Below are 13,047 nucleotides of genomic sequence, written 5' to 3' on the forward strand. Positions count from 1 at the left end.
ATCCTGTCCTTCCGGACAGGCCGGAGACCGACCACAAGAGAAAGATGAGGTTAAGGCCTCGGCATATTAGTACCGGTCAGCTCAACGGCTCACACCGCTTACACCCCCGGCCTATCAATCCTGTCGTCTTCAGGATGCCTTACCTGGCTTCCCAGTGGGGGATCTCATCTCGGGGCCGGCTTCCCGCTTAGATGCCTTCAGCGGTTATCCGATCCGAACATGGCTACCCGGCTTATGCAGCTGGCGCCACAACCGGTACACTAGCGGTTCGTCCACTCCGGTCCTCTCGTACTAGGAGCAGATCCCCTCAAATCCCCTACGCCCGTGGTGGATAGGGACCGAACTGTCTCACGACGTTCTAAACCCAGCTCACGTACCGCTTTAATGGGCGAACAGACCAACCCTTGGGACCTGCTTCAGCCCCAGGATGCGACGAGCCGACATCGAGGTGCCAAACCTCCCCGTCGATGGGAACTCTCGGGGGAGATCAGCCTGTTATCCCCGGGGTAGCTTTTATCCGATGAGCGATGGCCCTTCCACTCGGAACCACCGGATCACTAGGACCGACTTTCGTCTCTGCTCGAACTGTCGCTCTCGCAGTCAAGCCACCTTATACCCTTGCGCTCAGTGCGCGATTTCCATTCGCGCTGAGGTGACCTTCGCGCGCCTCCGTTACTCTTTGGGAGGCGACCGCCCCAGTCAAACTGCCCACCTGACAGTGTCCCGCCTAGCGCTTCAGCTATGAGCGGTTAGAACCCCAGCACTCCAAGGGTGGTATCCCAACGGCGACTCCACCACAGCTGGCGCCATGGCTTCTACGTCTCCCACCTATCCTGTACAGAGAGTACCGAAATCCAATATCAGGCTACAGTAAAGCTCCACGGGGTCTTTCCGTCCCACCACGGGTAACTGGCGTCTTTACCAGTACCACAATTTCGCCGGGTCCCTCGTCGAGACAGCGCTCAGATCGTTACACCATTCGTGCAGGTCGGAACTTACCCGACAAGGAATTTCGCTACCTTAGGACCGTTATAGTTACGGCCGCCGTTTACTGGGGCTTCAGTTCAAAGCTTCGCCTTGCGGCTAACCTCTCCCCTTAACCTTCCAGCACCGGGCAGGTGTCAGACCCTATACCTCGGCTTGCGCCTTGAGCAGAGTCCTGTGTTTTAATTAAACAGTCGCCTGAGCCTGGTTTCTGCGGCCTCCAGCGGCTCCACATGCGTGACGCTTCACCGCGGAGGCACCCCTTCTCCCGAAGTTACGGGGTCAACTTGCAGAGTTCCTTAACGAGGGTTATCCCGTCCGCCTTGGCCTGCTAAGCCAGCCCACCTGCGTCGGTTTGGAGTACGGGCGCTCGAGCTCCTCCCTAGAGGCTTTTCTTGGCAGCCTGGCTTCAATGCCTTCCCACGATCATTCGTAGTCCCCATCAGCTCTCAGGGTACCGGTACCTCGGATTTCCCTGAAGTACCCCCCTACGGCCTTGGACCGGGACGTCCAGCACCCGGCGCACCTAGCCTCCTGCGTCACCCCATCGGTACAAGCGTTGCTCAAGCGGGGCCGGAATGTCTACCGGCTGTCCATCGAGTACGCCTTTCGGCCTCCCCTTAGGTCCCGCCTAACCCTGGGCGGATGAACCTTCCCCAGGAATCCTTGGGCTTCCGGCGAGCAGGTTTTTCACCTGCTTCTCGCTACTCATGCCGTCATTCTCACTTCCGTACAGTCCACAGTCCCTTACAGGCCTGCTTCACCCCGTACGGAACGCTCCCCTACCCATCAGACCCCTAAGGTCTGATGCCGAAGCTTCGGTGCCATGCTTAGCCCCCCACATTTTCGGCGCAGAGGCGCTCGACCAGTGAGCTATTACGCACTCTTTCAAGGGTGGCTGCTTCTAAGCCAACCTCCTGGCTGTCTGGGCTCCTCCACATCCTTGCAACACTGAGCATGGGCTTTGGGACCTTAGCTGTCGGGCTGGGTTGTTTCCCTTTCGACCACGGATCTTCTCACCCGTAGTCTCACTCCCGTGCATCCCGTACCGGTATTCGGAGTTTGATTGAGCTCGGTAGACCCATCGGCCCCCTCACCCATTCAGTGCTCTACCCCCGGTACGTTCGTCGCACGAGGCTGCACCTCAATGCATTTCGGGGAGAACCAGCTATCACCGCACTCGATTAGCTTTTCACTCCTATCCACACCTCATCCAAGCCTTTTTCAACAGGCCCTGGTTCGGTCCTCCATCCGGTGTTACCCGGACTTCAACCTGGACATGGATAGATCGTGCGGCTTCGGGTCTATGGCTTGCGACTGGACGCCCTATTCAGACTCGGTTTCCCTGCGGCTCCGGACCTTGCAGTCCTTAACCTCGCCACAAACCATAACTCGACGGCTCATTTTCCAAGAGGCACACCGTCACCCCACGAAGGGGCTCCGATTGCTTGTAGGCACGCGGTTTCAGGTCTATTTCACTCCCCGCCAGGGGTGCTTTTCACCTTTCCCTCTCGGTACTGCTTCACTATCGGTCGCCAGACGTAGTTAGCCTTGGACCGTGGTCGGCCCGGATTCAGACGGAATTCCACGTGCTCCGCCCTACTTGGGTGTCTTCCACAGGCAGGACGCACCCTGTCGCGTACAGGGCTTTCACCTTCTGCGGCCCGCTTTCCCAACACGGTTCCGCTAGAGTGCGCCTTTGTAACTGCCCGAGCCCTTTGCGGAAGGCTCCTGGAAGATCCCGCAACCCCACGCACGCAACGCCCGCAAGCTTGACACGTGCATGGTTTAGGCTCATCCCCTTTCGCTCACCACTACTTGGGGACTCTCTTCGATTTCCTCTCCTCCGGCTACTGAGATGTTTCACTTCACCGGGTGCCCGCCCTCATTCGAGGGCGACGGGACTGCTCCCGTCAGGTTGCCCCATTCGGAAATCCTCGGATCAATGGATGCTTGCTCCTCCCCGAGGCTTATCGCAGCTTGCTACGTCCTTCTTCGGCGTCTGGCGCCAAGGCATTCCCCGCGTGCCCTCTGTACCTTAACCTCATCTTTCCCCTATGGTCCCGCCTCCGCAGACAAAACATCCCCCCTCGCGAGGGGATCTCTTGATTCCGCTTGGTCGGTGTCATGGTGCGTCACGTTCCGGCGACAAAGAAGGGTGGGCGGTCCCGTACTTGGGCTTTCGTGCTCCTTAGAAAGGAGGTGATCCAGCCGCACCTTCCGGTACGGCTACCTTGTTACGACTTCACCCCCCTTACCAGGCATACCTTCGGCACCTCCTTCCCTTACGGGTTAGGCCGGTGACTTCGGGTACCCCCAACTCGGGTGGTGTGACGGGCGGTGTGTACAAGGCCCGGGAACGTATTCACCGCGGCTTGGCTGATCCGCGATTACTAGCGATTCCAGCTTCATGCAGTCGAGTTGCAGACTGCAATCCGAACTGGGACCGGCTTTACGGGATTCGCTTGCGCTCGCACGCTTGCTGCCCTCTGTGCCGGCCATTGTAGCACGTGTGTCGCCCTGGGCATAAAGGCCATGATGACTTGACGTCATCCCCACCTTCCTCCGTCTTGTCGACGGCAGTCTGGCTAGAGTGCTCGGCTCTCCCGTTAGCAACTAACCACAGGGGTTGCGCTCGTTGCGGGACTTAACCCAACATCTCACGACACGAGCTGACGACAGCCATGCAGCACCTGTGCACGCTCCCTGAGTTGCCCCAGGGTCCTTCGACTTTCATCTCCGTACCACGTGCATGTCAAACCCAGGTAAGGTCCTTCGGTTTGCATCGAATTAAACCACGTGCTCCACCGCTTGTGCGGGCCCCCGTCAATTCCTTTGAGTTTCAGCCTTGCGGCCGTACTCCCCAGGCGGGATGCTTATCGCGTTAACTCCGGCACGGATACCCTACGATACCCACACCTAGCATCCATCGTTTACGGCTGGGACTACCGGGGTATCTAATCCCGTTCGCTCCCCCAGCTTTCGCACATGAGCGTCAGTCACGAGCCAGGAAGCCGCCTTCGCCACTGGTGTTCCTCCCGATATCTACGCATTTCACCGCTACACCGGGAATTCCACTTCCCTCTCTCGTACTCGAGGCTGCCAGTATCGACCGCAAGACACAGGTTGAGCCCGTGCTTTTCACAGCCGACTTAACAACCCGCCTGCGTGCGCTTTACGCCCAGTAATTCCGGACAACGCTCGCCCCCTACGTATTACCGCGGCTGCTGGCACGTAGTTTGCCGGGGCTTCCTCGTGCGGTACCGTCACGTCCTTCGTCCCGCACAACAGAGGTTTACATCCCAAGGGATTTCGTCCCTCACGCGGCGTCGCTGGGTCAGGGTTGCCCCCATTGCCCAAGATTCCCCACTGCTGCCTCCCGTAGGAGTCTGGACCGTGTCTCAGTTCCAGTGTGGCCGTGCGCCCTCTCAGGCCGGCTACCCGTCATCGCCTAGGTGGGCCGTTACCCCACCTACTAGCTGATAGGCCGCGAGCCCCTCCCTCCCCGGATTGCTCCTTTCACGCATCTCTGCGCCTATGGGGTATTAGCAGGCGTTTCCACCTGTTGTCCCCCGGGTCGGGATAGGTTCTCACGTGTTACTCACCCGTCCGCCACTAACTGTTAGATCCAGCAAGCTTTCACTAACAGTCCGTTCGACTTGCATGTGTTAAGCACGCCGCCAGCGTTCGTCCTGAGCCAGGATCAAACTCTCCGAACAATACTGGTCTTTTGCACACTCAAAGGTACGGGGTCTTGCTATGCCCCCCCGGAAATCCCTCGCTTTCGAAGCTCTCGCTCCGGCCGCTTGCGGGCCCCTGGAATGGGCTTGCCCTTCCTTCTTCGTCGCCTTTATCAGGAACGTGTCATGGTGCATGTCCGCCCCGCGCTCGCTGCCCGCCGAGGCGAACAGGGCGTAGTGTAGTACGCCCCCGGACCTTCGTCAAGGCCGGGGGCGTGGATACTTTTCAGGACGCACGGCCCCGTGGTGGAGGCACTAGGCCGTAGTGTCCTTGGCCACCGCTTCTAGGGCCGCCAGGGCCTCCTGAACCTGCTCCCCCTCCGCACGGATGCGGATGGTCTCCCCGGGCTCGATGGCCAGGGACATGATGCCCAGGATGCTCTTGGCGTCGGCGCTTCGCTCCCCCTTGAGAACCTGGACGGAGCAGGGGAAGGAGGCGGCCTTCTGCACGAAGAGGGCGGCAGGACGGGCATGGAGGCCGTGGGGGTTGCGGACGGTCACTTCGATTTCGGGCATGTCAGGACTCCTTTCTTTCGAGGCTGCGGCTGGCCACCAGGTCCACCCCGGTGCCGCAGACGTCCGGGAGGATCACCTGTCCGATGCGGACGGGGGCGGGGAGGACGACCTTTGCCAATTCCCGGGCCACGTCGAAGACCTTGGCCAGGGGCAGGGGAGCCCGGCTGCGGACGGGACACACGGAGAGGGCTCCGCCCTCCACCCGGACGGTGGAGGCAAAGACCCGAAGGGGATTGCTCACCTCCGCCTCCGCGTAGGCCACCCCCCTGGGGCAGGTGTTGCCCTCCACGGAGAGGACCCTCGTGCCCTCCACCTCCACGGTGAGGGCGCAGCCCACGGGACAGGACACGCACAGGAAGCGTTTCGTCTCGCTCATCAGCGCACCTCCTCCAGGCTCACCCGGACGACGTCCACTTCCGGAGGAAGGGCACGAAGCTGCTCCGCCTTGAGGTGGATCTCGTTCATCTCCCCGGGACGAGCGTACCGGAGCACGGAGCTGGAAAGCCCCGGCTCGGCCACAAGGCGACACCGGGTCTCCACGGGTACCGCCACCCGCAGGAAGAGGGTGACGTCCTCCTCCCCGTGGAGCGTCTGGGGGGAGAGGATGCGCACCCCCTTGCCCGCCTCCACCCGAAAGGTCCGTTTCGGGGAGGGCAGGGACCCGGCGGCGTAGCGGGCGGCGTTGCGCCCCGCCCTCAAGCCCTCCTCGCTGACCCAGTCCACCAGATCGTACACCACCACCACGTTCCCCGCCGCGAAGACCCGGGGCTGGGTGGTCTGGAGCCATTCGTTCACCACGGGCCCCCCGGTGACGGGGTGGATCTGGATGCCCGCCATGCGGGAGAGTTCGTTTTCCGGGATGAGCCCCACCGCCAACAGGAGGGTGTCGCAGGGGATGGTGCGTTCCGTGCCGGGGATGGGACACTTGCAGGCGTCCACCCGGGCCACCGTGACGGCCTCCAGCCGGTCCTTTCCGTGGAGTTGGGTGACTGTGTGCTCCAGATGGAAAGGGACTCCGAAGTCGTCCAGGCACTGGGCGATGTTCCGCTTGAGCCCCCCGGGCCAGGACAGGAGCTCGAAGACCCCCTCCACCTTGGCCCCCTCCAGGATCATGCGGCGCACCATGATGAGGCCGATGTCCCCGGACCCCAGGACCACCACCCGTTTGCCCGGCATGAAGCCCTCCATGTTGACGAAGCGCTGGGCGGTCCCGGCGGTATAGACCCCCGCGGGACGGGAACCGGGCACCGCCAGAGCCCCCAGGGGGCGCTCCCGGCACCCCATGGTGAGCACCACCGATCGGGGAGACACGTGTTCGATCCCCCGTTCGGGGTTCATGGTCCAGAAGGACCCGTCGGGCTCCATGTGGAAGACCATGGTGTTGGTGACAAACTCCACCCCCGCCTCCCGGGCCCGCTCGATGTAGCGGTGCACGTACTCCGGACCCGTAAGCTCCTCCTTGAAGGTGTGCAGGCCGAAGCCCGGGTGGATGCACTGCTGGAGGATGCCCCCCAGGTCCCAGTCCCGTTCGAAGACCACCACCCGCTCCGCCCCCTGGCGTCGGGCTCCCACCCCGGCGGCGATGCCCGCAGGCCCTGCGCCGATGACCGCCACGTCGATGTTCCGGGCTGCGCTCATGCCTCCTCACCTCCCAGCCAGGGTTCCTTGGTGGCTCCGGTGAGGAGCCGGGAATGGCCTCCGTGACGGGTGATCTCCTCCGGGGAGACCCCCAGCTCCCGGGCCAGGATCTCCACCACCCGGGGACCGCAGAAGCCCCCCTGGCAGCGCCCCGCTCCGGCGCGGGTCCAGATCTTCACCGCCGCCAGGGTTCGGGCGCCCCGGCGGATGGCCTCCAGCACCTGGGCCTCCGTGACGGTCTCGCACCGACAGACGATCTGTCCGTACCGGGCATCCTGACGGGTCAGGGCGATGCGCTCCTCCATGGGCAGCTCGGCAAAGCGGGGGATGTGACGGCGCTCCGGCACGAAGGCGGGGTCTTCCGCCAGGGGGATCCGGTCCCCCAGTTCCTCGCGGAGCAGCTCCACCACGTGGAGGGCGAGGGCGGGAGCGCTGGTGAATCCGGGAGACTTGATGCCCGCCACGTTGACGAAACCCCGAAGGCTCTTCACCGCGCCGATGTGGAAGTCCCCCGTGTCCGTGTTGGCCCGGATCCCCGCAAAGGTGGTGATGGCCAGGTTTCGGGGGATGGAGGGGATGAGCTTCTTCGCCCCTTCGAAGACCTCCTCCAGCCCCTCCCGGGTGGTGGAGGTATCCTCCCGAGCCTCCTGGGGCACCGAGTTGGGACCCAGCAGGAGGTTGCCGTCGGCGGTGCGGGCCACGGTGATCCCCTTGCCCCTCTTGGAGGGACAGGGGAAGAAGAACCCCTTCACCAGACCGTCGGTGGCCTTGTCGAAGATGTAGTACTCCCCCCGGGTGGGGGTGATGCGGAAGCTCTCGTCCCCGGCCATGCGGGACAGTTCGTCGGAGTGGATCCCCGCGGCGTTCACCACCACGGGAGCCCGGAACTCCCCTCGGTTGGTGGCCACCCCCTGGACCTCCCGGCCGTCGGGGGACTTGAGGAGACCCGTGACGTCCGTCTCCAGGAACAGCTCCGCCCCGTTGGCCTGGGCGTTGTCCAGGAAGGCCAGGACGGCCTCGAAGTTGTTCACGATGGCCGCCGAAGGACACCAGAGGGCGGCGGTGATGGCTTCGGAGGCGTGGGGCTCCCGGCTGCGCAGTTCGTCCCCCGAGAGGATCTCCAGCTTCGGAACCCCGTTGGCCCGCCCCTGCTCCCGCAGAAGCTCCAGGTGGGCGTGTTCCTCCTCCCCCACGGCGCACACGTAGGAACCGCAGGGAACCAAACGGAAGTCCAGAAGATCGCAGAGTTCGTGGTACAGGCGGTTCCCGGCGGCACAGAAGGAAGCCTTCACCGTTCCGGGCTTGTCGTCGAAACCCCCGTGGACCATGGCGCTGTTGGCCCGGCTGGCCCCGGAGGGCAGGTCCGAGGCCTTGTCGAGGACGGCGATCCGCAGCCGGTAACGGGACAGTTCCCGAGCGATGGCGGCGCCGACGATCCCCCCCCCGACGATGATCACGTCGTGCTGTCTGTAGCCTTGCGACATCCCTTCACCTCCCCGCCTCGCTCCCGACAAAAAGGGAGAGAGGACATGCACGTTCGTAACGTGCATCCTCTCTCCCTCTGGTCCGCACGAACCCCGATACGATCACGCTTGTTCTACAGGGGGGCGCCGCCTGCTGGGCGACGCCCCGAAAAGGGGCCTAGTCGATCCAGCCCTTGGCCTTGGTGACGGCCTTCTGCCAACCCTTGTAGCGCTCCGCCCTCTTGTCGGCGGCGAGGAGCGGGTCGAAGCGGCGGTCCTCCGCCCAGTGGTCCGTGAGTTCGTCCGTGGACTTCCAGAAGCCCGTGGCCAGTCCCGCCGCATAGGCCGCCCCCAGGGCGGTGGTCTCGTTGACCTCCGGACGCACCACCTTGGTGCCCAGGATGTCCGCCTGCATCTGCATGAGCAGGTCGTTCTTCACCGCCCCGCCGTCCACCTTCAGCTCCGCCAGGGGCACGCCGGAATCCTTGTTCATGGCCTCCACCACGTCCCGGGTCTGGTAGCAGATGCTCTCCAGGGTGGCCCGGATGAGGTGCTCCTTGCGGATGTACCGGGTCAGCCCCACGATGGCTCCCCGGGCCTCCATGTCCCAATAGGGGGCGTACAGACCGGAGAAGGCGGGGACGAAGTAGATGCCCCCGGAATCCTCCACCTTGCGGGCGAAGTACTCGCTGTCCGGGGCCTCGTCGAAGAGGCGCAGGTTGTCCCGCAGCCACTGCACCGCCGCGCCGGTGATGGCGATGGAACCCTCCAGGGCGTAGGTGCACTTGCCCTCCTGGAGGCTGTAGCCCGCCGTGGTGAGCAGGCCGTTCTTGGAGAGCACCGGATCCTCGCCGATGTTGAGGAGCAGGAAGCTGCCGGTGCCGTAGGTGTTCTTGGCGTCTCCCTTGCCGAAGCAGGCCTGGCCGAAGAGGGCCGCCTGCTGGTCTCCCAGGTCTCCCGCCACGGGGATGGCGGCGCCGAAGGGGCCGTCCGCCTTGGTGTGGCCGTAGACGAAGCTGGAAGGCTTGATGGCGGGCAGCATGGCCGCGGGGACGTCGAGGAACTTCATCATCTCCTGGTCCCACTGGAGGGTCTTGATGTTCATGAGCAGGGTCCGGGAGGCGTTGGAGACGTCGGTGACGTGCACGCCCCCGTTGGGGCCTCCGGTGAGGTTCCAGATCACCCAGGTGTCGATGTTGCCGAAGAGGATCTCTCCCTTGGCAGCCCGCTCCCGGGCGCCGGGCACGTTGTCCAGGATCCACTTGATCTTGGTCCCGGAGAAGTACGGGCTGATGAGAAGCCCCGTGTGGTCCTTCACCTTGCCTTCCCCGGAAGCGGTCTGCTGCCAGCCGGGGGTGCGCTGCCACTCGCCGCAGAAGTCCTGGGTGCGCATGCACTGCCAGACGATGGCGTTGTAGATGGGCTTGCCCGTGGCCTTCTCCCACACCACGGTGGTCTCCCGCTGGTTGGTGATGCCGATGGAGGCGATCTCGTCGGGGGCGATGCGCCCCTTCTCCAGCGCTCCACGGATCACGTCCTGGGTTCGGGACCAGATTTCCAGGGCGTCGTGCTCCACCCAGCCCGGCTTGGGATAGATCTGGGCGTGCTCCATCTGCTGGGAGCACACGGGGAGCCCCTTCGCATCGAACACCATGCAGCGGGTGCTGGTCGTGCCCTGGTCAATGGCCACCACGTACTTCTTCGCCATCCAGATCTCCTCCTTCGTATCCCTCCGACCCGGCTCCCCGAAGGGTCAATGTCGGGTCTTCTCCAGGTTCCGGGCGCCCTCGGCGGTGGCCACCACCTTCGCCAGATCGGACCCCAGACTCGACTCCACCGCCCCCATCATGGCCCCTTCCAGGGCGGGGGCGTCGGCCACGGCCACCCGGGCCGCCTCCGACGGATCGAGAAACTCCAGGGCCGACCGGGCGGAGAGCACCGCGCTGCCCAGGTCCGGAACCACCGCCACGCCTTCGCAGGCCCCCAAAAGCTCCTGCAGGACCTCCAGGATCTGGGGGACGCTGGTGCCCAGCCCCCCGTCTTCGGAACCTCCCACCCCGCGCACGAACGCCCCGCCCCCGGACATCTGGGAGGCGATGAGGGCGATGCCCCGGGCCGCTTCGGCGCTGTGGGAGACCACCAGGATGCCGATCACCTCAGGATTCCCCCAGCGCCGCAGCCCGAAGGCAGTTCAGCAGCAGGTAGGTGGACGTGGCCCCCGGGTCCTGGTGCCCCGCGGAGCGCTCCCCCAGGTAACTGGCGCGCCCTTTTCGGGCCACCAGGGGGATGGTGGAGGTCATCCCCTGCTCCGCCGCCGCCACCGTCTTGTCCCAGGCGGACCGTTCGTCTCCCTCCGCCTCCGCGGCCAAGGTCGACAGAGCGGGCACCAGGGTATCCACCATGGTCTTGTCCCCCACCTGGGCCTTCCCCAGGGCCACAATCCCGTTGAGCCCCTCTTGAAGGGCCTCCGCCAGCTGGGGAAGCTCCACCTGATCCTTGCCGGCGAGCTTCTGGGAAACCTTCATGAAGAAGGTCCCGTAGAGGGGACCCGAGGCCCCCCCCACGCTGCCCATCATCACCATGGCCACATCCCGGAACAGAGCCCCCAGATCGGGGTGCTCCGCCCCCTGGATCTTCTCCATGGTCTTGCGGAATCCCCGGCTCATGTTGATGCCGTGGTCGGCGTCCCCGATGGCGGAATCAAGCTCCGTGAGGTACTCCCGGTGGGACTCCACGGCCTGGTCCATCTTCGCCAGGGCGATGCGGCCCATCTCAAGGGTGAAGGGCATGGATCTACTTCCCCCACCGCAGCGCCGGGGTGTGCACCGGGTAGTCCCAGAGGGCCTTCAGCTGGCTGTCCAGTTTGAGCAGGGTGATGGAGCACCCCTGCATCTCCAGGCTGGTGATGTAGTTCCCCACCAGGTTGCGGGCTACCTGAATCCCCTTCCCGTTCAGGAACCGAACCAGGTCGTTGTAGACCAGGTACAGCTCCATGAGGGGAGTGCCCCCCATGCCGTTGACGAAAGCCAGGACCTCGTCCCCCTTCTGGAAGGGCAGGTCGTTCACGATGACCTCCGCCATGGACTCCACGATCTCCCGGGCGGTCTTCATCTTGAGACGTTGCCGCCCCGGCTCCCCGTGGATGCCGATGCCCAGCTCGAACTCGTCCTCCCCCAGCTCGAAGGTGGGCTTGCCCGCCGCCGGGACCGCGCAACTGGTGAGGGCCATGCCCATGCTCCGCACCTGAGCGTTGCACTTCTCGCAGACCTGCTTCACTTCCTCCAGGGGTGCCCCCAGCTCCGCCAGGGCCCCCACGATCTTCTCGATGAGCACCGTGCCGCCCACGCCGCGACGCCCCGCGGTGTAGAGGGAATCCTGCACCGCCACGTCGTCGTTCACCACCACCTGGGCCACGGGGATGCCCTCGGCGGCCAGCATGTCCGCCGCCATCTGGAAATTCATCACGTCCCCGGTGTAGTTCTTGACGATGAAAAGGACTCCCTTGCCGCCCTGCACCGCCTTGGCGGCCTCCAGCATCTGGTCGGGAGTGGGGGAGGTGAACACCTCGCCGGGGCAAGCCGCGTCGAGCATCCCGAACCCCACGAATCCCCCGTGAAGGGGTTCATGACCGCTGCCGCCGCCGGAGATCACCGCCACCTTGGGGTTGGGCGCATCCGCCCGAAGCACTCCCTTGACGGAGGGATGGAGCCGCACCAGATCGCCGTGGGCCGCCTGCATCCCCGCCAGGGACTCGACCACCACGTCGTCGACCTTGTTGATGAGCTTCTTCACTCGGTTCACCTCCCGGATAAAATGGGGGTCCTGCGAAGAGGACCCCTTCGTTCGAAACGAAGCCTAGAGGATTCCCACAGCCTTGGCGACCGCGTAGGCCACCAGACCGCCGAGGAACGGACCCACCACGGGCACCCAGGAATAACCCCAGTCGGAATCGCCCTTGCCCGGGATGGGCAGGATCGCGTGGGCGATGCGGGGACCCAGGTCACGGGCGGGGTTCAGGGCATACCCCGTGGGGCCGCCCATGGCGGAACCCAGCACGTAGATCAGTCCGGCCACCATGAAGGGGCCGACTCCGGGGGCGATGCCCCCCACCTGCTTGGAGAAGATGCAGAAGATGCCGACGATGAGGAACGTGGTGGCGATGACTTCGGTGAGGAGGTTCGCCATGGGGTTGCGGATGGCGGGACCCGTGGAGAAGACCGCCAGCTTCAGGCCGGGATCCTTCGTTTCGCCCCAGTGGGGAAGGTAGAGGAGGTAGACCAGGACGCCGCCCACGATCCCCCCGACCAGCTGGGCCACCATGGTGATCAGAGCCTGACTGCCGGTGTAGACGCCGTTGAGGGCCTTGGCCAACGTGACCGCCGGGTTGATGTCCGCCTGGGGGGCACCCGTGGCGATGGCGGCGAAGACCCCCAACATGACCGCGAAGGCCCATCCCCAGTTGATGTGGACCCAACCGGCGTTCTGTCCCTTGGACTTCTCCAGGAGCGCGCAAGCCACCACTCCGTCGCCGAAGGCGATCAGAACCATGGTGCCGAAGAACTCGCCGAATACCTGACCGTTCATGTCCTATCCCTCCTTCGTTGTTTCGTTGCCCTCGTCCTTACGTCCGCTGCGATGTACCCCAAACGTCTCCTGCGATCCACCTCCTCTCCATCAAAAAAAGAGCAAGTACCCTCTACCGGCGC

Annotated in this window: 9 protein-coding genes and 2 rRNA genes; all 11 read right to left on the minus strand. The window is 64.3% G+C overall.

The window, feature by feature from the left end; genetic code table 11:
• Nucleotides 1-46: 46 nt before the first annotated feature.
• Nucleotides 47-3,028, minus strand: a 23S ribosomal RNA gene (locus tag APAU_RS09840).
• A gap of 151 nt (nucleotides 3,029-3,179) precedes the next feature.
• Nucleotides 3,180-4,703, minus strand: a 16S ribosomal RNA gene (locus tag APAU_RS09845).
• The 16S and 23S rRNA genes sit together here, the layout of an rRNA operon.
• Nucleotides 4,704-4,979: 276 nt before the next feature.
• Nucleotides 4,980-5,240 carry an HPr family phosphocarrier protein gene (locus APAU_RS09850; protein ID WP_006301598.1) on the minus strand — a complete coding sequence of 87 codons (261 nt, stop codon included), beginning with the start codon at nucleotides 5,238-5,240 and terminating at the stop codon, nucleotides 4,980-4,982.
• A gap of 1 nt (nucleotide 5,241) precedes the next feature.
• A complete protein-coding gene (locus tag APAU_RS09855; protein WP_006301599.1) occupies nucleotides 5,242-5,616 on the minus strand; it encodes a DUF1667 domain-containing protein in 375 nt (124 codons plus the stop codon).
• On the minus strand, nucleotides 5,616-6,878 hold the full coding sequence (locus APAU_RS09860) for an NAD(P)/FAD-dependent oxidoreductase (RefSeq protein WP_006301600.1): 1,263 nt from the start codon (nucleotides 6,876-6,878) through the stop codon (nucleotides 5,616-5,618). The genes APAU_RS09855 and APAU_RS09860 overlap by 1 nt, the downstream gene beginning before the upstream one ends.
• Entirely contained in the window at nucleotides 6,875-8,362 is a 1,488-nt protein-coding gene (locus APAU_RS09865) for an NAD(P)/FAD-dependent oxidoreductase (protein WP_006301601.1), read from the minus strand. Before APAU_RS09865 ends, APAU_RS09860 begins: the two co-directional genes overlap by 4 nt.
• Nucleotides 8,363-8,519: 157 nt before the next feature.
• Nucleotides 8,520-10,049 (minus strand): glycerol kinase GlpK, encoded by a 1,530-nt coding sequence (gene glpK, locus APAU_RS09870; protein WP_006301602.1) that lies wholly within the window; start codon nucleotides 10,047-10,049, stop codon nucleotides 8,520-8,522.
• A gap of 45 nt (nucleotides 10,050-10,094) precedes the next feature.
• Nucleotides 10,095-10,496 (minus strand): dihydroxyacetone kinase phosphoryl donor subunit DhaM, encoded by a 402-nt coding sequence (gene dhaM, locus APAU_RS09875; RefSeq protein WP_006301603.1) that lies wholly within the window; start codon nucleotides 10,494-10,496, stop codon nucleotides 10,095-10,097.
• A gap of 1 nt (nucleotide 10,497) precedes the next feature.
• Nucleotides 10,498-11,130: a dihydroxyacetone kinase subunit DhaL gene (dhaL, locus tag APAU_RS09880; RefSeq protein WP_006301604.1), complete on the minus strand. Its 633-nt coding sequence runs from the start codon at nucleotides 11,128-11,130 to the stop codon at nucleotides 10,498-10,500.
• A 4-nt stretch (nucleotides 11,131-11,134) separates the two neighbouring features.
• Nucleotides 11,135-12,142 carry a dihydroxyacetone kinase subunit DhaK gene (gene dhaK, locus APAU_RS09885; RefSeq protein WP_232207732.1) on the minus strand — a complete coding sequence of 336 codons (1,008 nt, stop codon included), beginning with the start codon at nucleotides 12,140-12,142 and terminating at the stop codon, nucleotides 11,135-11,137.
• 54 nt (nucleotides 12,143-12,196) lie between these two features.
• Nucleotides 12,197-12,925: an MIP/aquaporin family protein gene (locus tag APAU_RS09890; RefSeq protein WP_006301606.1), complete on the minus strand. Its 729-nt coding sequence runs from the start codon at nucleotides 12,923-12,925 to the stop codon at nucleotides 12,197-12,199.
• Between the last annotated feature and the right edge of the window lie 122 nt (nucleotides 12,926-13,047).

It is taken from the genome of Aminomonas paucivorans DSM 12260, from assembly GCF_000165795.1.
Classification (GTDB): domain Bacteria; phylum Synergistota; class Synergistia; order Synergistales; family Synergistaceae; genus Aminomonas; species Aminomonas paucivorans.